The following is a 21,447-nucleotide window of genomic DNA, read 5'->3' as shown; positions in this document are numbered from 1 at the left end:
CGAGTGGCGACGATCCGGTCCAGTTGGGTCTCCATCCTCGTAATTGGCGTGGTCGGGCTGCTGCTCGGCGCGGTCAATATCGACGCCTGGGCGCTGTTGGTTGGCATGGGGGCGTTCGGGCTGTCCGCCATGATCGTGTCCCAGCACTACCAGCACCGCACGGCCGTCCTGCTCTACCTCGCCAAACCCAGGCGTGTCGCGGTGCTCGTCGGTCAGGTGGTCACTGCGGTGATCGTGACGGTGGGAATCGTGGCCGTCAGCGGCCTCACGGTCGCCCTGAAGGGCGACCCGACCCGGTACGGGAACCTAATGGCCACGCTCCCCATCTTGGGGGTGTTCGGCGCCGCGACAGCGGCAATCGTCCGCCGCTCGACCTGGCTGTTCCTGGGTGCTGCGTGCTGGTTCGTGTTCGTCGAGGGTCTCGGCGGCAGGCTGCGGGCCCCGCTGCCGTTCTCGGCCTTCCTCGGCGCCGGCGCCGGCGACCCCCGAAGCCTCGTCATTGCCGGCAGCTGGACCATCCTGGCGGTCGTCGTCGCCATGGTCGCGGTGGGCCGCGACGTCACGGGCGACTGACCGCTGGCGCGGCGACCGGCGAGCGCCGTCGCCGCCCGCGGAACTGGCGGTCACCCAGCCCCGTGAGGTCGCGCTGTACGTAAAGGCGTTCCAAGGGCTGGCGAGCGCTGCGGTGTACGGGCAAGTAGCCAAGGACCTGGTGGCGGGGCGTTGCTTCGGTGGCGGGAGTGATGACCCGCCAGCGATGCCCTCGCTCCGCAGGTCGTTCGTCGGCTGCCGTTCAGTCGTTCTCCAGTGTCGATCCAGTCGAGCCCGCCAGCCTGAACGGACGCGTACAGACGTCGCGTATGGACGGAAGGGGCAGTTCATGCGAAGAGGCAGTGCAAGGACGGTGACGGTCGCCGCCGGGGTCGCCATCACCCTCGCGATGACCGCTCTACCGGCCGCCGCCACGCCGGACGAGGGCGATACCGGCGCCTCGCCGAGCGCGGTCATCGGGACCGGGTCACTGGGCGAGCGGCAGGGGGCCTTCCTCGGCCGCGCCGCCACGGCGCCTGACGGAAGGGCGGCCACCGATGCCGCCGCTGCCGAGGACATCCGGGAGTACTGGACGCCGGAGCGGATGCGCGCGGCGACCCCGGCGCGGCGTCCCGGTCCGGAGCGCGGCGCCGGTACCGGCACGACTGGTACCGGCGCGGTGACGCCGACAGGGAAGCCGATGCGGACCGAACCGGTGCCGCCGTCGGCGGAGGCGATCGCCGAGGCGGCCCGCGCCGCGGGCGCCTCGGTGACACCAGCCGCAGCGGCGTCGGCCCAGGCCGGCAAGGTGTTCTACATCGATCCGATCGACGGACGGGAACACTTCTGCTCCGGGGCGACGGTGGCCAGCACGAAGGGCAGGCTGGTCGCGACTGCGGGGCACTGCGTGCACAACGGTCTCTGGATGCTCGGCTGGATCTTCGCGCCGGGATACGACAACGGCGCGCCGTACGGTACCTGGATTGCCGGGAACCTGGCCGCCCGGACGGACTGGATCTACTACGCCAGGACAGCGGCGGACGTCGGCGTCGCCATCATGAGCGGCCCACCGATCGTGTCCGTGGTCGGCGGCAACGGGTTGGCGTGGAACCAGCCCATCGGGCCGCCGGTGACGGTCGTCGCCTACCCGGGGGCCATCAACACCCAGGCGACCTGCGTGGGTGCCACCTTCACGGGCATTGAGCCCGGACACATCGGGATGGCCCCGTGCCGCTTCGCCCCGGGTGGCAGCGGCGGGCCGATGTTGCTCAACTACGGCGCGCTCGGTTCCGGGCGCGGATACCTCAACAGCGTGGCGAGCCATATCTACACCAACATCCCCAACGACCTCTACGGGCCGTACTTCGAGGACCTCAACGCCGGCCTCTTCTACTACGCGGAAGGGTTGTCGCCGTAGCACGATCGCTGAGGGCCGGCGGCGCGAGTCGTCGGCCCTCCGCGCGCTGCCGGTGGTCGGCGGCGAGTCCCGAGCACTGGACGACATAGTCGATCATCAGCGTAGGATGGGCGCCTGGCGTCGACAGGTTGGACCGGTAGCTCTGTGAGGAGCGGGATGCGCGGCGGTGTGACGGCCCGCCCCGGGCTGGAGGGGTGTCCCGGCGGCGCGCCGAGCGTCGGGCCCTGCGGTTCGTGACGTGATACCTCGGCTGATCGGGCGTTTCGTCGTACCGGCGCTGTTCGCGGCGCTGTTCGCCGCACCACTGTGGTTCATGGCGGTCGGCTCGCTCCGCCCGGTCGGCCTGCCCCCGCCGCGTACGCTGGAGATCTTTCCGCCCGACCCGACCGTGGCCGCCTACACGCGGCTGCCCGAGTTGATGCCACTGTTCAGGTACCTGGCGAACTCGGCCCTGGTCGTCGCGCTCGCAGTACCGCTGACCGTGGTCGTCGCCTCGTTGACCGGGTTCGGGCTGCGGCTGCTCGCCTCGACGGCACGTCGTCGGGTGATCGTCGGCCTGCTGGTGGTGCTCCTCGTTCCCGTCACCGCCGTCTGGGCGACCCGGTTCGAGCTGTTCCGGCTGGCCGGGGTGGTCGACACGTACATTCCGCTGTTGGCGCCGGCACTGCTCGCGGGAAGCCCGTTCCTGGTCCTGCTCTACGCCTGGAGCTTCGGCGGCGTACCGGACACCCAGCTCGAGGCGGCCCGCCTGGAGGGCGCCCGGTGGTTCGCGATCTGGCGGCGGGTGGCACTTCCCCAGGTACGGCCGGCGACCCTGGCGGTGGCGGTGCTCGCGTTCACCTTCCACTGGGCCAACTTCATCGACCCGCTGCTGTACCTGCACAGCGGCGACCGCTACACCTACGCGCTCGGCCTACAGTTCCTGCGGCTGCTGAACCCGACGGACTGGCCGTTGCTGATGGCCGGCTGCGTGATCGCGACAGCGCCGTGCGTACTGGGGTTCCTACTGGCCCAGCGGATCCTGCTGGACGACGACCCACTGGTGGCACTGAGATCTGGAGGACGCAGATGACGATGACCCGATCGTGGCCGCGCTGGTGTGCGGGCCTGCTCGTCGCCGGCCTGCTCGCCGGGTGCGGGGCGGACGAGCGCGCGGAGGGCGCCTCGGGCATCACCGTCGTGCTGTTCGGCGACGCCGAGGAGATCGCCGGCTATCGCACCATGGTCGAGGCCTTCGAGGGCGCCACCCCCGACGTCAACGTCACGCTCTCCCCGGTCGCCAGCCAGGACGAGTTGATGGCGAAGCTGACGACGTCGTTCGCCGGAGGAACCCCACCGGACGTGTTCCTGCTGAACTACCGCCGCTACGGCCAGTTCGCCGCGCAGGGCGCGATCGAGCCGGCACAGTCGTATCTGGACGCCAGCGAGGCGCTCGACGAGGGCGACTTCAGCCCACGCGCGCTGGACGCCTTCCGGTTCGACGGCAAGGCGTTGACCTGCATGCCCCAGAACCTCTCGTCCCTGGTCGTCTACTACAACGCCGACCTGTTCGTGAACGCGGGCGTGCCGGTGCCGAAGGCCGGCTGGACCTGGGACGACTTCCTCGTTACGGCGAAGGCGCTCACCGGCGACGGGCGGTACGGCGTCGGCGTGGAGCCGTCGGTGCCGCGGATCGCCCCGTTCGTCTGGTCCAACGGTGGCGAACTCGTCGACGACCCGAACCGCCCCACCCGGCTGACCCTGACCGGCCAGCCGGCGACCCGGAAGGCCGTCGACTGGTTCCTGGACCTCCAACTGGTGCACAAGGTCGTCCCACCGGACGCCGAGGAGCAGAGCGAGTCGAGCGAGGCGCGCTTCCTGCGCGGGACGCTGGGCATGTACCTGAACAGCCGGGTCGCGGTGCCGACGCTGCGTACCATCAAGGACTTTGGCTGGGACGTGGCGCCGCTGCCGGTCGCACCGGGCGGCGCCCCCGCCTCGATCCTGCACAGCGACGCCTACTGCATGAGTGCCGGCCGGCCCGACCACGCCGCCGCGTGGCGGTTCATCGAGTTCGCGATGGGCCCGAAGGGGCAGGGAATCCTGGCCGAGTCCGGCCGGACCGTGCCATCGCGGCTCGACGTGGCCCGGTCCGACGCCTTCCTCAGGCCGAGTCTGCCGCCGCGCTCGGCGCAGGTCTATCTCGACGCCGATCCGTACCTGCGGGCCACCCCACGCACCGCCACCTGGTCCCGGGTGGAGCGGGAGACGGACGCCCTGCTCGAGGAGCTGTTCTACGGCCGGGTCGAGCGCGAGAAGGGGCTGTGGGAGCTGGAGGAGAAGATCCGCCCGCTCTTCCAGGAACCGCCCCGGTGAGTGTGGGCGTCGCGCCAGGGCAGATCCGGCTCGAATCGCTGTCGAAGCGCTACGGGCGGGTCACCGCCCTCGACGGTGTGGACCTGGAGGTACGGGCCGGCGAGCTGATCACCCTGGTCGGGCCGTCGGGTTCGGGCAAGTCGACGATCCTGCGCCTGATCGCCGGACTGGACCGGCCGGACGCCGGTCGGGTCCTCGTCGACGGGGAGGACGTCGGCCGGGTTCCGCCACACCGCCGGGCCATCGCGATGGTCTTCCAGGACTACGCGCTCTACCCGCACCTGACCGTACGCGGCAATCTGCTCTTCGGGCTGCGGGTCCGCCGGGTGCCGCGCGCGGAGGCCGACCGGCAGGCAAGGGCGGCGGCGGAACGGCTGGAGATCGCGGACCTGCTCGACCGGTACCCGGACCAGATGTCCGGCGGGCAGCGCCAGCGCGTCGCCCTGGCCCGGGCCCTGGTCCGGGACCCCAGCGTGTACCTGCTCGACGAGCCGCTGGCCAGCCTCGACGCCCAGCTACGGTTCGCGACCCGCGCCGATCTGCTCGCCATGCACCAGGAACTGCGGACGACGATGGTGCACGTCACGCACGACCAGGCGGAGGCGATGACGCTCGGGGACCGGGTGGTGGTGCTGGACCGGGGTCGGGTCCGGCAGGTCGGCCCACCCCAGGAGGTGTACGACGAACCCGCCGACGTCTTCGTGGCCCGGTTCCTCGGCAGCCCGCCGATGAACCTGGTGGTCGGCGGTGGTGTGCTCGGCGACGCCCCGGGGTTCACCGTCGGGGTGCGGCCCGAGGACCTGGCGATCGATCCGGAGGGCCCGATCGAGGTCACGGTCGAGGCGGTGGAGACGCTCGGCAGCGAGGCGATCCTGCTGACCCGAGCCGCTGCCAGCGGCGGTGCCAGCACCAGCGCCAGCGCCATCGCCGACGCGAACGCCGGTGCCGGTGCCGACACCCGGCTGACGGTCCGGACCGGTCCACGCCACGGTGTCCGACCCGGCGACCGGCTCCGACTGCGGCCCGATCCGGAGCGGATCCACCGGTTCGACACCGAGACGGGTCGGCGTCGATGACCCCGGCGCGGACCCGGCGTCCCCTGTCGGCCTGGATGTTCCTGGCCCCGTACGGCGCGGCGGTCCTGCTCCTGATCGCGCTTCCGGCCCTGCTGAACTTCGGGTACGCCTTCACCGACCACACCGGACTGACCCGGGACCCGCAGTTCGTGGGGCTGGCCAACGTGCGCCGGCTGCTCGCCGACGACTTCTTCCTCGACAGCCTGGAGGCGTCACTGTTCCACGTGGCGGTCTCGGTCCCGCTGCGGTTGCTCGCGGCGGTCGGGCTCGGGTTGCTGCTCGCCGCCCCCCGCCCCGGCGGGCGGTGGTTCCGGACCGCCGTCTACCTGCCGACGGTGATTCCCGACGTGGCGCTCGCGGTGCTGTTCCTCTGGGTGCTCAACCCGCTCTACGGCCCACTGAACCAGCTCCTCGGCCTGGTCGGCCATCCCGGGTTCACCTGGCTCGCCGAGCCCACGACCGCGCGGGTGGGGGTGGTCCTGATGCTGCTGTTCCCGATCGGGGAGGGCTTCATCGTGGTCCTCGCGGCCCGCCGCATGCTGGACGGGCGGTTGTACGAGGCAGCGGCACTGGAGGGCTGCGGCCCGTTCGGCCAACTGCGCCGGCTCACCCTGCCGCTGCTCGCCCCGGTGCTGGTGCTGCTCGTGGTCCGGGACACGATCCTCACCCTGCAGGTCAACTTCGTGCCGGCGTACGTCCTCACCGACGGCCGCCCCGCCAACGCCACCCAGTACCTCCCGGTCTACATCTTCGACCACGCCTTCGAGTTTTCCGGCTTCGCCTACGGGGCCCTGATCACGATCGTCCTGATGGCGATCAGTGCGGTCATCATCACCGCGCAGTTGCTGACGGTGCGACGCTGGCGGGTGCTGCGCTGACCGTGACATCCTCCACGGATGAGAGTGCGGGAGCTCGTGGTCGCCGTCGCCGTCCTCGCGCTCGGACTCGGGCTGGCCGGATGTGGCGGGGGTGGGGGCCACCCCCAGACGGCCCCGGACCGTGCTCAGGGGATGCTCGCCAATCTGCCGAGCTGTGACCGGGTGCCGCTCGACGAGGGCGTCGAGGTCACGTCCGACGTTCCCGGTGTGGTGCTGCCGGACGGGGCGAGGGTGACGTCGACGGTCACGCAGGGGGCCCTGACGACGGTGGAGGCGACGATCCGGCTGACACCGCTGGACGTGCGTGCCCACTACGAGGGCCGCGAGGACGTCGAGCTGCTGAGTGCCGAGGACGAGATCTTCGAGTCCGAGATACTCCTGCGGGCGCAGGAGCGGCGGATGTACCTGCGGGCGACCGCGCTGTGCGCCGACGGGACCGCGTTGACCGCGGTGATCGGACCGGACTCCGAGGACGCGGGCCTGCCGGGGTTCCGCAGCGGTGGTGGCGGTTAGGCGCCGACCAACGCTCCGGCCCGTGGAAGCGCTCCACGACGTCCTCTCATTGACCTTGATCTGTGATCTGTTTAGCCTGGCCACACACCGACCGGTTCTTCGCTCATGCTCCGATGTGGACAGGGGAGACACCGCATGAAGGTAAGACTCGTCCGACATCGCCGCGGAACCGCAGTGACAGCGACCCTGGCACTGTTGTCCGTAGGCGCACTCGCGGCCTCGAACACGCCGACCGCCGGCCAGCAGACCCGCGCCCAGGAGTCGCTGACCACGACCACACCGACCGGACCGATGGAGCTTCCCGCCGAGTGGATGACCTCCCAGCGGCTCAGCGACGGCAGCCGGGAACTCTCCGCCGCCAAGTACGTGAAGGCACGCGGCGAGGCGAGCGGGATCTTCGGGCGTACCCGTGGGGCGTACCGGGAACTGGCGAACCGGAAGTGGAACTTCTTCGGACCCGTCGACATCGGCGGCCGGGTGGTCGACATCGCGGTGGACCCGAAGGTCGACGACCAGATCTTCATCGCCGCCGCCTCCGGCGGGGTCTGGAAGTCCCGCGACGCCGGCATGACGTACGAGTCGGTGTGGCCGCAGGACTGGGTGCAGAGCATGGGCGCGGTCGCCATGACCAGCAGCGGCGTGCTCTTCGCCGGCACCGGGGAGGCGCAGCCGGGCGGTGGATCGATCACCTTCGGCGGTGACGGCGTCTACCGCTCCTACAACCGAGGGAAGACCTGGCAGCGGGTCGGGCTCAAGGACAGTCACGCCATCGCCCGGTTCGCCATCGACCCGAGCAACGAGCGGCGGATCTTCGCCGCCGCCGCGGGCAACCTGTTCAAGCCCGGCGGCGAGCGCGGCGTCTACCTCTCCGAGAACGGCGGCAGCAGTTGGCGCCGGGTCCTCACCCCGCCGAACAGCACCACGGGGGCGACCGAGGTCGTCATCGACCCGACCAACCCCAGGCGGGTGTACGCGGCGCTGTGGGACCACCTGCGCGAGCCGCACCAGCGGACGTACGGCGGGCCCGGCTCCAGCCTCTGGCGCTCCGACAACGGCGGCCGGACCTGGCAGCGGATGACCAACGGGCTGCCGACCGACGCCGACCAGGGCCGCTGGGGACTGGCGCTCGCCCCGGACGACCCGAAGCGGCTGTACGCCTACGTCGGCACGGCCATCGGCCCGTTCCGGGGGTTCTACCGCTCCGACGACGGCGGCGACAACTGGACCCAGACCCCGGTCACCGCGAACCAGGCCTCGCAGTCCACCTTCAGTTGGTGGTTCGGCAAGCTCTGGGTCGATCCGAAGGACTCCGACCACGTCTTCCTCGCCGGGGTGAACCTGGGGCGTTCGACCGACGGCGCGCAGAGTTTCTCCCCGGTCAGCGGCGTGCACGCCGACCAGCACGTGATGCGCTGGGATCCCAAGGTGCCCGACCGGGCCTACCTGGGCAACGACGGTGGGATGTACCGCTCGGACGTCAATGGCGTCGGTGACTGGGCAAAGGCCACGCACGAGCCGTACACCCAGTTCTACACGGTGGACGTCGCGCAGACCGATCCGTCGCTGAAGGTGGCCGGTGCCCAGGACAACGGCTGCAACCGGGGCTACAACGGTCCGGGCGGCCCGTGGGAAGCCATCGGTTGCGGCGACGGACTCCAGGTGATCATCCATCCGGAGCAGTCGAACATCGTCTTCGGATGCAGCCAGTACGGCTCCTGCTACCGCTCGGAGAACAGCGGCGGCACCCCGAGGCAGACCATCGGCACCGGCCAGACCACCTCGCAACGGCGCAACTGGCAGACGCCGCTCCAGTTCGACCCGTCCGACCCCGACGTCATGTACTACGCCGGCAACATCGTCAACCGGTCGACCGACAACGGCCGTACCTGGACGGCGATCAGCCCGGACCTGACCGGCGGTGGGCCCAACGACCCGTCCGGCTACCCGTGGGGCACGATCACCACGCTCGCGGCCGCGCCCACCGACGGCAACAAGTTGTACGTCGGCACCGACGACGGCCGGCTGTGGTGGACCGACGACCTCGGGGTGAACTGGAACCAGGTCGCACCGGCGGAACTGCCCGGCACCTGGGTCACCCGGGTGGCGGTGCATCCGACGAACAAGAACATCGCCTACGCCACCTTCTCCGGGTTCCGGTCCGGCAGCGACCGCCCACACGTCATGGTGACCCAGGACGGCGGTCGCAACTGGACGGACATCGGCCGGGGGTTGCCGGACGCGCCGGTGAACTCGGTGATCCCGACCTCCGACGGCCTGCTCGTGGTCGGCACGGACGTCGGCGTGTACATCTCGGCCTGGAACGGCGGCGAGTGGGCCGCACTCGGTGCGAACCTGCCGAACGCGGCCGTCATGTATCTCCGCTACCACGAGCCGAGCCGCCAGCTCACCGCCGCCACGTTCGGCCGGGGCGTCTACGACGTCACGGTCCCCAGGTGCCCGTGGGCGTCGACCCGCCTCCCACTCCGTAAGCCCGGCGTCGGCGTAGTCGCGGCCCTCGCCTCCTGCCGCGCATGACGAAGATGTAAGGAAGGGCCCCTTCTTATCGCTTTTTGTAGAAGAAGGGCCCCTTCTTAACCGACTGTGAAGCAAGCGCGGGGGGTGTGGAGGCAGCTCCGCACCCCCCCCGCCTTGCGGGCGGCGCGGGAAACGCGCGATAGCTCGACAGCCCCTTCCCGCCGTCCGCCTCATTCGTGACGAGAGGAACTCCTCGCCTGGCGGGACGACCTCGCCTTCGATGGCGCCGATCGATCGGCGTTCACCCCGGTCGGGATGGCGAAGGTGCGCTTGGCCAGCTCGACCGTGCCGTCCTTCCGGGGGTGTCCCAGTGGGTCGGCGAGGTCTGGTGTTCAGGGGCGGGCTGCGGCGTACAGGATGTCGCGCATGCCAGGCAACGACTCTTGATCTTCTCGCCAGACCAGCCGCAGGCTGAGGTCTGGGAGGGGAAGGTCGAGTTGGATCAGGGCGCCGGAGCGGAGGCTGTCGGCGACCGCGAACCGGGGTAGCAGCGAGACTCCGAGTCCGTGCTCGGCCCACGCCCGCATCACCGGGACGCCTCCGACTTTGATCCGTTGGGGACCGGAGCCGAAAATCTTGTTCCCGGCCATCCAGAACGAACACTCTGGCACGTTGACCAGGAGCCGCTCGTGCTTGAGGTCATCGGGAGTCAGCCCGGCCCGGGCGGCGAGCGGGTGGGCAGGTGCGGATACCAGTGCGAGGGGGACCGGGTCGAGGTCGATGAAGGTGAGCGGTTCGGCGGGGGCCGGGAAGCCGAGTCCGCCGATGTCGTCGCCGGAGTCCAACAGCAGGGCGGCTTCGAGTCGTCCCGCGATCACGTCGGCAAGGAGGCCGTCGCGGGCGCGTTCGGAGTGGATCTCGAGGTCGATGTCGGGCCGGCGTTCGGCGAATCGGGCGAACACTCGGGGCACGTAGGAGCCGGCGAGGGTTTCCAGCGCGCCGAGCCGCAGCAACTGCCGTTCGCCCCTGACGTCGCGGGTGGCCTGCTTCGCCTGGTCGAGCAGCGACCGTGCCCATCCCTGCAGCCGTTGTCCGGCGGGGGTCAGCTCCATACCCTTCGGACCGCGCACGAACAGGGCCACGCCGAGTGCGTCCTCGAGGGTCCGGATCTGCTGGGAGACGGACGAAGGGGCGAGGTCGAGCGCGACGGCGGCGTCGGTCACGGTTCCGTGCCGGACGACGGCTTCGAAGGTCCTGAGTTGCCGTAGCTCCACGGGCAGAGAAACGGCGCTGAGCGTTCGGAAATTCCGAACGTGTCGTGCGGCTGCGGCGGTGGAGCCGTTGGCCTGCCGAAACGCACAGTGGTCGCGTCCTTCCCACTGCCACCTTCGGGGGAGCTGTCCCAGTCATGACGCTTTTAAGGCCATTTGTACCAGCACGGGCGAATTTCCGTCCGCCGCGAGGGCGCTCCATTGCCCTGACGGGGATTTCGCTGGGCTACTTCATGGTGCTGCTGGACATGACGGTGCTGTCGGTCGCCGAGCCCGATCTGGCGTCGTCGCTCGACACCTCGATGGCCGGGTTGCAGTGGGCGACTGCCGGCTACACCGTGGCGTTCGCCGCGCTGCTGCTGTCGGCGGGGGCGGCGGCGGACCGTTTCGGTGCCGAGCGGCTCTTCCGGGCCGGGATCGCGGTCTTCACGCTCGCATCCCTGCTCAGTGCGTTCGCCCCTGGGCTGTGGGCACTGGTCCTCCTCCGTGCGATCTCGGGGGTCGCCGCGGCGGCGTGCGTGCCCGCCTCGATGGCGATGATCGCCCAGCTTTATCCAGAACCGGCGGCACGGGCGCGTGCGGTCTCGGCATGGGCCGCGATCAGCGGTGCGGCCGTTGCGGCCGGTCCGATCGCGGGCGGCGCACTGGTCGGCGCGGCTGGATGGCGGTCGATCTTCCTGGTCAACGTGCCCATCGGCCTGGCGGTGCTGGCGCTGACGCTGGGCCGGGCGGTGGCCTGCCCGCGCAGTGACCGCCGGATCGACTGGCCCGCCCAGTTGGCAGCCGCCGCGGTGCTGGCCCTATCTACGGACGCGCTGATCGCTGCCGGTTCGCAGGCATGGACCCACGCCGCATTGTCCTCGGTGGGGTTCGGAGTGTCGGTGGTGGCGTTCTTCGGCCTGGAGCGCCACAGCCAGGCGCCGGTCCTGAACCGGGCTTTGCTGCGGTCAGGCCGGGTGCGGGCTGGGCTGCTGGCCGCCGCGGCGGTGAACTTCGCGTTGACCGGGGGGCTGTTCGTGCTGCCACTGCTGTTGCAGCAGGAGCGGCGGATGGACCCGCTCCAGACCGGGTTGGCGTTCTTGCCGCTGACGGTTCCCTTCGCGGCCAACCCGCCGTTCACGGGCAAGATCGTGGCACGGGTGGGTCCGCGCCGTCCGATCCTGGCCGGTCTGGCTCTGCTGGCCGCCGGAGGTGTCGTGCTGGCCGGCGTGGTCTTCGCCGACGGCGGCTACCCGTGGCTCGCGGTGGGCCTCCTGATGACCGGCTTCGGCGTCTCCTCTGCCTTGCCGGCTCTGGTCGCGGCCCTGGTCAGCGCCGCCCCGTCGGGCACGGCCGGTGCGGTGGGCGGCCTGCTCAACGCCGTACGCCAGGTCGGCGCCACCCTCGGCGTCGTCGTCATGGGTGCCGCCGTCGCCGCAGGCACTGGATGGTCCCTGCTGATGTCGGCCGCGGTCTGCGCCATCGCGTGGTTCGTGTTCGCTCGCGTGCTGTGAGGAGACGACCGGATGACGCCGAACCGACGACTGGGCGTTGCGGCAGCTGAACGACGGCCCGTTGCACCGCGCTGCGGCAGCCGGGGCCACGGAGGTGACGGCGGCGCCCGTCGCCGCAGGTGCCGACCCGGCGGCCGGTGGGCGGGCGGCCGGTGGGGAACTCTGTCGGTGGTTCTGGGTATGCTGCCGCGCGGCGAGGCCGTAGCGCAGAGGTCGACGCGCCTTGACAGCAAGCTGGAGGACGCCGGTTCGAATCCGGTCGGTCTCGCCCCACATCCGATGAGGGAGGCGCCGTGTCCGTCGATCAGGACATCGCGTCCGTCGAGGGCGGCGGCGCCTCCGTCGACCGGGCTGCGGTGCAGGTCTGCGTCGCCGTGCTCGCGCGCCTCGACGCCCCCGACCTCGACGACGCCACCCGCCAGGAGCTCGAGCGGGCGGTGGCGGCGGCGTACCGGGGCGTGAAGAGGCGCGCGAAGTCCCGCCGCGACGCGCGGACCCGCGAGGCGGATCGGGCACTGCTCGCGGGCGCGACCCGCTTCCACTCGGAGATCCCGGACACCACGCCGGTGGTGACCGCCGCACCGGAGGCGGCTGCCCCCGGAACCGGCGTCGGCTCGCTCGTCCGGTCCCGCCTCTGCTACGTCTGCAAGTCGGCGTACCGGGAGGTGGACGTCGACTACCACCTGATGTGCCGGCGGTGCGCCGACGAGAACCGTCTCCACCGGCACGCCCGGTGCGACCTGTCGGGCCGTACCGCGGTGGTCACCGGCGGCCGGGTGAAGATCGGCTTCCACACCGCGTTGAAGCTGCTGCGCGACGGCGCCGACGTGATCGTCACGACCCGTTTTCCGCGCGACGCCGCCCGCCGCTACGCCGCCGTGCCGGACTTCGACGACTGGGCCGACCGGCTCTACGTGCACGGCGTCGACCTGCTCGACCTGGCCGGGACGCTCGACTTCGTCGGGCTGGTCGGGCGGCGCTTCGCCGGGCTCGACATCCTGGTGAACAACGCCGCGCAGACGTTGTACCGGCCGGAGGCGTACCACCGGGAGGTCCGGGCCGCCGAGTCGGCGGCCCTCGACGGGCCGGCGGCGCGGATCGCGATCGGCGTCGCGCCGGCCGCCGCGACCCCGGCGGGCCTGCCAGCCGTGCTGGACGCGTTCTTCCCGGCCGGTCGGGTCGACGAGACCGGCCAGCAACTCGACCTTCGCGAGGTCAACTCGTGGGTGCTGCGTGACGCGGAGGTGAGCCCGCACGAGTGGTTGCAGGCGCACGTCGTGAACGCGTTCGCGCCGTTCCTGCTCACCTCCCGGTTGCGGCCGCTGATGGAGGCGAGCGCCCATCCGCAACGCCACGTGGTGCAGGTCTCCGCGATGGAGGGCAGCTATTCCCGTACCGGCAAGACCGTCCGCCATCCACACACCAACATGGCCAAGGCATCGCTCAACATGCTGGTACGGACGGTCGCGGCGGACTACGCGGCCAGCGGTGTCCACATGAACAGTGTGGACACCGGTTGGGTCACGGACGAGCGTCCCCATCCGAGCAAGAGCGTGCAGCGCGACAACGGCTTCCGCCCACCCCTCGACGTCATCGACGGCGCCGCCCGGGTCTACGACCCGATCGTGCGCGGGATGCGCGGCACACCGGTGAGTGGCCAGTTCCTCAAGGACTATCGGAGTGTGCCCTGGTGACCGATCCGACGCCGGTGCGCTGCCCGGTCATCGCCGACCCGGGCGCCGGGCTCGCCGACCCGGCCGACTTCGACCCCCTGCTGGTACGCCTCGCCGCGCCGGACCCGGTCGTGGACCCCGAGGTGTTCCCGCGCGGCACCGTCCAGGCCGACGGCCGGCTCGACCTGTGCAAGCAGGGCCTCGGGTCGGTGCAGACCGCCCGGATCGTCTCCGCCGCAGTCGACTCGCCGGTGGTCCGGCACCTGCTGCTCGGCACGAACGGGCTCGGCGCGGACGGCGCCCGGGCGGTCGCCGACGCGCTCCGTCCCGGCCACCGGGTGGAGACGCTCTACCTGGGCTGCAACCGGATCGACCCGACCGGGGTGGAGGCGCTCGCCGACCGGATCGCCCGCGACGACACGGTCCGGGCGCTGTGGCTCAAGCGCAACCCGATCGGCGACGACGGCGTCGCCCGGCTGGCCGACGCGCTCGCCGCGAACTCCACGATCCGGACGCTCGACCTGGTCAACGTGGGCATGAGCGGACGCGGGCTGGCCGTCCTCGCCGAGGTGCTCGCGGCGCGGAAGCAGAAGCTGCAACGGCTGTTCCTGGGCGGCAACGGCTTCGGACCGGATGCGGTACCGACGCTCGGCGTCCTCGTCCACGAGGCGGGTATCCGCGAGGTGTACCTGTCCGCGAACCACCTGGGCGATGCCGGTGCCGCCGCGCTGGCCGTACTCGCCGACGGGGTGGAGATGACGTTCGGGCTGGGTGGCAACGGGATCAGCCCGGTCGGGGTGGCGGCGCTGGCCCGGCACCTGGGGACGTGGCAGTCGCTGGACCTCGCGCGGCCGCCGTCGGAGCGGGCTCTCGGCGCGTACGGCAACGTGCTGGGCGACGAGGGCGCGGCGGCGCTCGCCGAGGCGCTGCCGACGGCGCGGCTGCGGCGGTTGGACGTACGTCGTACCGAGATCGGCGGTCGGGGAGCGCGGCTGCTCGTCGCCGCCCTCGACGGGCATCCCACGCTGGAATACCTCGGCATCAACGGCGGCGTGCCGCGCCGGATGCGTCGCCAGGCGGCGACCCTGGTCGCGGGGCGGCCGGTCACTGAACCGCACCCGGACATCCGAGCGATCGCCAGCGTGTACCGGTGACCCGATGACGTCCACCGGTGATCCGATGACCCAGCCCGTCCTTCCCGAGATCCGCGTCTGGCAACGAGTCCGGCGGTACGCGGTACCGACGGAGATGATCGAGGCGTGTACCGAGGCTCGCGAGGCCGGCGACTGGCGGGCCGGACTGACGGCGGGCCGGGTAGACGTCGGGTTCGACCTCGCCGAGGTGGCCCGCGAACACGGCCGCAGGCAGGCCGAGCGGATCGAGGTGGACCTCGCCGCGCTCGCGCCGGATCTGCTGCGCTGGCACCTGCCGCGCACGCTCGGCGGCCGTACCAGCCTCGCCACCCATCAGCAGTGGCTGCTGTCGGTGCGTGAGGACCGGATCCAGGGCACCGACGCTGCCCTGGTGCTGCACGTGCCGAAGGTGGTCGACGGCTCCCAGCGGCTGCGCCTCACCGTCGGGCCGGCCGCCGACGAGCAGGGCGGTCGGCGGGACCTGCCGCCGGTGTTCTGGAGCCCCGCCCACCTGCACGGTCTCGCCGCTGCCCATGGCGGGTCCACCCACCGGCTGCCCGGCTTCGAGCCGGACGGGCGGGTCCGGCCGTTCGAGGCGTACCCGACGACCGTCGGCCCGGCCGATCCGGCGAGCCGGGCGGAGGTGTTCGACCGGCACCTCGCCGCCGGTGAACTCGTCTCCGCCTGGGCCGCCGCCGGTGTCGACCTCGATCCGAGGCAGCCCGACACCTACCGGTACGGGAAGGCGATCGACGCCGCTGCGGCGGGCGCGCTCGTTCCCGTCGGACTCGACGCCGAGATGGCCCGCCTGCACGTCCGCTACGGCGTCTCCGAGGTCGTGATCGGCGACCGCTGGCGGTTCGTCGTGGGCGTGCGGCGCCGGGACGACGGCACGCTGGCCGCGTCGTTCCTCGGCTACGAACGGGAACACTTCTCCCGTCCCCGGCTCGCGAGCGTCGTACACGGCCGTCCGGTCGACCTCGAACTCGTCCGGCACGGGTTGCTCGACCCGGCCGCGCTGCATCCGCTCGTCCGGCAGGCGTTGTTCCCGCAGGCACCCGCCGGTCTCCCGGCCCGGGACGAGCGCCTCGACCTGCGGCTGGAGGTGCCGGTCCGGTGCGGTACCGAGTGGCACACGGTCGTGCACGCCGACGGTCGGCTGGACCTACCGTCGCACACCGCCGACGAGGTCGCCCGGGAACAGGTGCTCCGCACGCTCGGCGGGCCGGTGTCCGGCTGTTTCGCGGCGGCGCACGCGTGGCACGGCTCCGGTGGTCGGCTCCCTCGACCACTGCGACACCTGCGCCGCGATGTACTGCAACGCATCCAGCACGGTGGGTCGGCGGCGCTCACCGCGCTGCTGGACGCCGGTCTCGACCCACGGCTGGTCGACGGGCGCGGCGGGACGCTGCTGCACCACATGCGTGCCGTGCGGGACGGCGCGCTGGTCGGGCGCCTGCTCGAGGCCGGGGTGCCGGTGGACGCGACCAACCGGCGGGGCCGGACCGCGTTGATCGTCACGATCAGCGAGGGCGGCACGCCGGAGATGGTCCGGACGCTGCTGGAGGCGGGCGCCGACCCGCAGGCGAAGGACGAGTACGGCGTGACCGCCGTGGAACTGGCGAACTCCAAGGCGGCGATGTACGAGGACGACGAGGACGTTCCCGAGGAGTACCGCCCGCCGATCCTCATCCGCGACGTCGTCAACGATTGGATGGACCGTGACGGCAACTGACCGGGCCTTCGTCGCCGCCGACGCACTCGTCGCCGCCACCCGGGCCTGGCGGACCGAGCCGGCCCGTGACCCCAAGGTGGAGGCACTCGCGCTCGCCGTCTCGGCGAACCTGCCGGTGCTGCTCTGGGGAGAACCGGGCATCGGCAAGTCCGCGACGCTGCAGCAGCTCGCGGACGGTCTGGGTACGCCGATGGAGACGGTCATCGCGAGCGTGCACGAGCCCTCCGACTTCGCCGGGCTGCCGATCGTCGGGGACTCGCCGGCCACCGACGGCGTACCGATGGCCCCGCCGGACTGGGCGGTACGGCTCGCCCGTACCGGATCGGGGTTGATCTTCTTCGACGAGTTGTCCTCGGCACCGCCCGCCGTGCAGGCGGCGCTGCTGCGCGTGGTGCTCGAACGGCGGGTCGGCAGCCTCCAGTTGCCGCCTGCGGTGCGGATCGTGGCCGCGGCGAACCCACCGACCAGCGCGGCCGACGGCTGGCACCTCAGCCCGCCGCTCGCGAACCGGTTCGTCCACCTGCACTGGACCCACGACGCGCGGACCGTCGCGCGTGGCCTCGCCGGCACCTGGCCGGCGGTGACGGTGCCGGTCGTCGAGCCCGCCCGCACCTCCACCGCGCTGGCGAAGGCGCGCGGCGCGATCGCCGGTTTCCTCACCGCACGGCCCGGCCTCGCCCACCACCTGCCGACCGATGCCGAGGCGCGCGGCGGTGCCTGGCCGTCCCCGCGTACCTGGGAAATGGTGCTGCGGCTGCTCGCGTTCCACCACAGCGCCGGCACCGGCGCGGAGGCGCTCGCGCTCGCGGTGGTCGGCGCGGTCGGCGACGGCGCCGGCCTCGAGTTCGTCAGCTACCTGGACAACCTCGACCTGCCCGACCCGGAGCGGGTGCTCGCCAACCCGGAGGCGTTCGCGCTGCCGGAGCGCGGCGACCGACAGCTCGCGTTCCTCACCGCAGTGATCTCCGCCGTGCAGGCCGACGTCGACCGGCAGCGCTGGGAGGCCGGCTGGGTGGTGCTGGAGAAGGCGGTCAAGGCCGGCGTGCCCGACGTCGCCGCCCGCGCCGCGATGGACCTCGCCGCGCTGCGTGAGGTGTCCTGGCCGGTGCCGGCGGCCATCGACGCGTTCGTCGAGGTGCTGCAACTGTCCGGACGCCTGCCGGGATGACCGGCGCGCTCGACCGGACGAAGCTGCTCGCGGCCCGGTTCCGGGCCGCACAGGACCGACCGTACCTGGCGACCGCGCTGTTCAGCCTCACCGTCGTCGAGTCCCGGCGGGTGCCGACGATGGGCGTCGACCGACGCTGGCGCTGCTACGTGTCACCGGACTTCGTCGACCGGTTGCCGGTCGCGCAGCTCGCCGCGGTCTGGATCCACGAGGTCGCCCACCTGCTGCGCGACCACCACGGCCGGGCCGATCGGCTGCCCGGGGCCGGTCGGCACGACCACTTCCGGGTCAACGTCGCGCAGGACTGCGAGATCAACGACGACCTCGTGGCGGACCTGCTTCCACTGCCGGTCGACCGGGTCGAGCCGAAGACCTTCGGGATGCGCGACGGACTGCTGTTCGAGCAGTACCTGTCGATGCTGCCCGCGAGCGTCGCCAGCCACCCGGGCATCGACTGCGGCTCCGGGGCGCACGGGCTCGACCGGCCGTGGGAGAACGGTTCCCCGGGTGGCGTCAGCGAGGTCGAGGCCGGTGCGATCCGCCGGGACACCGCCCACGGGGTACGCGCACACGCCCGGACCCGGGGAACGGTGCCGGCCGGCTGGGCGCGGTGGGCCGCCGAGGTCCTCGAACCGAAGGTCGACTGGCGTAGGGCCCTCACCGGCGCGGTACGCGAGGCGGCGGCCTGGGCCAGCGGTGCGGTGGACTACACCTACCACCGGCCGTCCCGGCGGTCGTCGGCGATGCGTGGGGTGGTGCTGCCGAGTCTGCGCCAGCCGGTGCCCCGGGTGGCGATCGTGGTGGACACCTCCGGGTCGATGGGGGACGAGGAACTGGGTGCCGCGCTCGCCGAGGTTTCGGGCGTACTCCAGGCGGTCGGCATCGGCGGCAACCGGGTGACCGTGTTGTCCTGCGACGCGGACGTGCACGCGGTGCGGCAGGTGCACACGGTCGGTGAGGTGCAGCTCGCCGGCGGCGGCGGTACCGACCTGCGGGTCGGGGTGGCCGCGGCGCTGAAGGCACGGCCGCACTTCGTCATCGTGCTGACCGACGGGTACACGCCCTGGCCGGAGACGCCGTTGGAGTCGACCCGGGTGATCGCCGGACTGATCGGGAGCGACGCACCGCAGCCCCCCTCGTGGATCACCACCATCCGGATCGACGGTTAGGTGATCCACGAGGTGCCCGTCACAGGCCCCGGCACTGCCCGGTGACCGGCCCCCGGACGGTGTTGGCCACCCCGTCGTTGACCGGCGCGGGCGTGTTGCCGCTGCACACCAGCGGGCCGTGGACCGAGTTGCCGGCGATCAGCGGTGCCGGATCGGTGGCGGTGCCGGTCACGACGAGCGGGCCGCCGACCCGTACCTCCTCGACGACGAGTTGTCCGCTCGTGCCGGCGACGGTCACCGGGCCGTCGACGGAGCCGCCGAGCAGTTCCACAGTGACCGCGCCGGAGGCGGTCACCGGTCCCCGGACCGACGCCCCCGAGGCGATCAGCGACGCGCCCGGCCGGACCGTCACCGGGCCGGTGACGGTGGCGCCGGCCAGGCAGGTCACCCCGGTCCCGACGACGAGCGGCCCACGGTGGGTACCGGAGACGGTCGCGGTGCAGGTGTCGACCACCACGGTGAACTCGGTGCTGCTACTGCCGCCGCCCGGCCGGGTCGCGGTCACCGTGGCCCGGTAGACGCCGTCCCGGGCGTAGCGGTGGTTCGCCGTCGCGGTGTAGATGCCGTTGACCCTGGTGACGGTCCCGGGGGTGCCGCTGACGGTCGCCGCCGAGCTGGTGCCGTCACCCCAGTCGACCGTCGCCGTGACCTGGTCGGGGGTCGCGCCGGGCGTGGAGACCGAGGCGATCGCGCCGCCGACCGTACGCGTGTCGGCGCTGATGTCCGGCGCCGTCACGTCGACCCGCCAGGGCACCTGTGGCGACGGGTGGAAGTTCTGGCCCTGGAGCTGCCACCGGAGGCCGTGTCCGGCCAGCCGGCTCACGAAGGAGTCCAGGGTGCGCTCGGGATGGGTCTTCGGCGACCAGCCGATCTCCGCGGTCGCCGGTAGCCGGGGGAAGGCCTGGAACTCGATGTCGGCACCGGTCCGCAGCGTCTCGGACCAGAGCGGCGACTCGACGCCCAGGATGTCGGCGTCGGTCACCGCCGGCAGGGTGACCCCGTTCACGGTCCGGCCCGGGATGTAGCTGCCCGGGTCGCTGGTGGTGCCGGACCAGTGGTAGAAGTGCGAGACGTCCAGCGTGCCGGCCCAGCCCAGCCCGAGCGGGCTGCCGGGGAACTGCCGCATGTCCAGGTAGGTGTGGTTGGCCGGCGACATGATGACCTTCATGCCCTTCTGTACGGCCCGTCGCGCCGTGTCGCCGCCGGCTCCGGTCGGGTTGCCGTTGTTCCAGAACTGGGCGACTGCGGGCGCCGCGCCGGGCCGGTCGAAGTTCGCCTGGGAGATCTCCGCCCAGCCGATGGCGATCTTGTCGTGCGCCGCGACGAGGTCCGCCTTGCGGTCGACGAAGTCGACGAACCGCTCGTGGGACAGCACGGACGCCGGCACCTCGTCGCCGCCGAAGTGGTAGTACGGCCCCGGGGTCAGCGCGCTGAGCTGCGTGACGATGTCGGACAGGATCGCCCAGGTGTTCGGGCTCTCCGGACAGAGCGCGCTGTAGCCGACGGCGCCCGTCAGGTTCCACACCGGAGGCGTGCGGTTGCTGCAGTTGACGTCGGGCAGCACCGGATCCGCCTCGTCACCCGCGTACGACATGATGATCGCGTTCGTGTGGCCCGGCGTGTCGACCTCGGGGATGACGGTCATGAAGCGCGTCGCGGCGTAGTTGACCACGTCGACGTACTCGGCCTGGGTCCAGAAACCGCCCGGATCGTTGTTGATCGAGAACTGGGCACCGATCTCGGTGAGTTCGGGCCGTCCGTCGATGGCGATCCGGAACCCCTGGTCGTCCCCGACGTGCAGGTGCAGCGTATTGACCTTGTAGGCCGCCGCCTGGTCGATCAGCCGCTTGACCACTGCCGGCGGCTGGAAGTGCCGGGCGATGTCGAGCATCACGCCCCGGTAGCCGTACCGGGGGACGTCGTCGATCCGTACTCCGGAGATGGTCCACGGTCCGGGCTGTACGGTCCGGCTCTCGATCCACGGCGGAAGCAACTGGCGCAGGGTCTGTACGCCGTAGAAGAGTCCGGCCGGCCGGGCCGCGTCGATGCGTACGCCGGTGCTGGTGACGTCGAGCCGGTATCCCTCGTCGCCGAGGTCCGGTGCGTCGGTCAACCGCAGGGCGATGTCGCCGGGCCGGGGCGCGGCCTCGGCGACCGGCAGCGGATAGCCGGTGGACGGCCGCATCACCGCCGCCAGCGCCTGCGCCGCAGTGGTGGTGTCGGCGCCGCCCGGGGCAACGACGATCCGGGTCTCCGGTCCGGCCGTGAAGGTCTCTTCCGGTACGGCGACCGTGGAGACCGGAACCGGAACGATCTGGGGCGCCCCGGCCGGTGCGGCGGCGGCCTGGGCCACCGGCATCCCGGCCTGACCGGCCAGCACGACGGTCTGGACGACGAGGGTGACCCCGAGTGCCGCCCGGCCGAGCCGCGCTGGGCCGGGTCGGGCCGGGTGGCTGCCTCGGGACGATGTGGACCGGTCCGGCGTCTGCATGTCACGCCCTCCTGCTCCGGGTCGCGCGGCGTCGCCGGTGCCGGTCCGACCCAGCCGGGGCTGGGGGTA

At 71.9% G+C, this 21,447-nt stretch carries 16 protein-coding genes; 14 read left to right on the top strand and 2 right to left on the bottom strand.

All coding sequences use genetic code 11. The features are described from left to right. Positions 1-48: 48 nt before the first annotated feature. From ACFP2T_RS32000 to ACFP2T_RS31965, 8 genes are all read left to right on the top strand, one after another. Positions 49-573 carry a hypothetical protein gene (locus tag ACFP2T_RS32000; protein WP_377428358.1) on the top strand — a complete coding sequence of 175 codons (525 nt, stop codon included), beginning with the start codon at positions 49-51 and terminating at the stop codon, positions 571-573. A gap of 307 nt (positions 574-880) precedes the next feature. Then, the gene (locus ACFP2T_RS31995; protein ID WP_377428356.1) at positions 881-1,948 is read left to right on the top strand and encodes a trypsin-like serine peptidase; all 1,068 of its coding nucleotides are present in this window, start codon (positions 881-883) and stop codon (positions 1,946-1,948) included. 238 nt (positions 1,949-2,186) lie between these two features. Next, a complete protein-coding gene (locus tag ACFP2T_RS31990; protein WP_377428354.1) occupies positions 2,187-3,020 on the top strand; it encodes a carbohydrate ABC transporter permease in 834 nt (277 codons plus the stop codon). Then, positions 3,017-4,303 carry an ABC transporter substrate-binding protein gene (locus ACFP2T_RS31985; protein ID WP_377428352.1) on the top strand — a complete coding sequence of 429 codons (1,287 nt, stop codon included), beginning with the start codon at positions 3,017-3,019 and terminating at the stop codon, positions 4,301-4,303. Before ACFP2T_RS31990 ends, ACFP2T_RS31985 begins: the two co-directional genes overlap by 4 nt. Before the next feature lie 23 nt (positions 4,304-4,326). Next, entirely contained in the window at positions 4,327-5,379 is a 1,053-nt protein-coding gene (locus ACFP2T_RS31980) for an ABC transporter ATP-binding protein (RefSeq protein WP_377428946.1), read from the top strand. After that, positions 5,376-6,257 carry a carbohydrate ABC transporter permease gene (locus tag ACFP2T_RS31975; RefSeq protein ID WP_377428350.1) on the top strand — a complete coding sequence of 294 codons (882 nt, stop codon included), beginning with the start codon at positions 5,376-5,378 and terminating at the stop codon, positions 6,255-6,257. Before ACFP2T_RS31980 ends, ACFP2T_RS31975 begins: the two co-directional genes overlap by 4 nt. An 18-nt stretch (positions 6,258-6,275) precedes the next feature. Continuing rightward, positions 6,276-6,770, top strand: a complete 495-nt coding sequence (locus tag ACFP2T_RS31970; protein ID WP_377428348.1) for a hypothetical protein — start codon at positions 6,276-6,278, stop codon at positions 6,768-6,770. Positions 6,771-6,944: 174 nt separating this feature from the next. Continuing rightward, on the top strand, positions 6,945-9,305 hold the full coding sequence (locus ACFP2T_RS31965) for a WD40/YVTN/BNR-like repeat-containing protein (RefSeq protein WP_377428346.1): 2,361 nt from the start codon (positions 6,945-6,947) through the stop codon (positions 9,303-9,305). A gap of 332 nt (positions 9,306-9,637) precedes the next feature. Here the strand turns inward: ACFP2T_RS31965 and ACFP2T_RS31960 are convergent, their stop codons facing one another. After that, complete coding sequence (locus tag ACFP2T_RS31960; RefSeq protein WP_377428344.1) at positions 9,638-10,519, bottom strand: LysR family transcriptional regulator; 882 nt, start codon at positions 10,517-10,519, stop codon at positions 9,638-9,640. Positions 10,520-10,653: 134 nt separating this feature from the next. Here ACFP2T_RS31960 and ACFP2T_RS31955 point away from each other — a divergent pair, with 134 nt between their 5' ends. From ACFP2T_RS31955 to ACFP2T_RS31930, 6 genes are all read left to right on the top strand, one after another. Then, complete coding sequence (locus tag ACFP2T_RS31955) at positions 10,654-12,009, top strand: MFS transporter (protein WP_377428343.1); 1,356 nt, start codon at positions 10,654-10,656, stop codon at positions 12,007-12,009. Between the two features lie 293 nt (positions 12,010-12,302). Next, positions 12,303-13,703, top strand: coding sequence for an SDR family NAD(P)-dependent oxidoreductase (locus ACFP2T_RS31950; protein WP_377428341.1), 1,401 nt, complete (start codon positions 12,303-12,305; stop codon positions 13,701-13,703). Beyond that, a complete protein-coding gene (locus ACFP2T_RS31945) occupies positions 13,700-14,836 on the top strand; it encodes a leucine-rich repeat domain-containing protein (RefSeq protein WP_377428339.1) in 1,137 nt (378 codons plus the stop codon). Before ACFP2T_RS31950 ends, ACFP2T_RS31945 begins: the two co-directional genes overlap by 4 nt. A gap of 25 nt (positions 14,837-14,861) precedes the next feature. Then, complete coding sequence (locus ACFP2T_RS31940) at positions 14,862-16,550, top strand: ankyrin repeat domain-containing protein (RefSeq protein WP_377428337.1); 1,689 nt, start codon at positions 14,862-14,864, stop codon at positions 16,548-16,550. After that, a complete protein-coding gene (locus tag ACFP2T_RS31935; RefSeq protein WP_377428335.1) occupies positions 16,537-17,718 on the top strand; it encodes an AAA family ATPase in 1,182 nt (393 codons plus the stop codon). Before ACFP2T_RS31940 ends, ACFP2T_RS31935 begins: the two co-directional genes overlap by 14 nt. Next, on the top strand, positions 17,715-18,887 hold the full coding sequence (locus tag ACFP2T_RS31930; protein WP_377428333.1) for a vWA domain-containing protein: 1,173 nt from the start codon (positions 17,715-17,717) through the stop codon (positions 18,885-18,887). Before ACFP2T_RS31935 ends, ACFP2T_RS31930 begins: the two co-directional genes overlap by 4 nt. Before the next feature lie 19 nt (positions 18,888-18,906). On the opposite strand, the gene ACFP2T_RS31925 is transcribed toward ACFP2T_RS31930, so the two are convergent. Next, on the bottom strand, positions 18,907-21,378 hold the full coding sequence (locus ACFP2T_RS31925) for a family 20 glycosylhydrolase (RefSeq protein WP_377428331.1): 2,472 nt from the start codon (positions 21,376-21,378) through the stop codon (positions 18,907-18,909). Positions 21,379-21,447: the final 69 nt, after the last annotated feature.

Source organism: Plantactinospora solaniradicis (genome assembly GCF_042658085.1).
Lineage (GTDB): Bacteria > Actinomycetota > Actinomycetes > Mycobacteriales > Micromonosporaceae > Plantactinospora > Plantactinospora solaniradicis.
The sequence above is the reverse complement of the archived record's forward strand: the minus strand, read 5'-3'. Positions and strand labels throughout refer to the sequence as shown.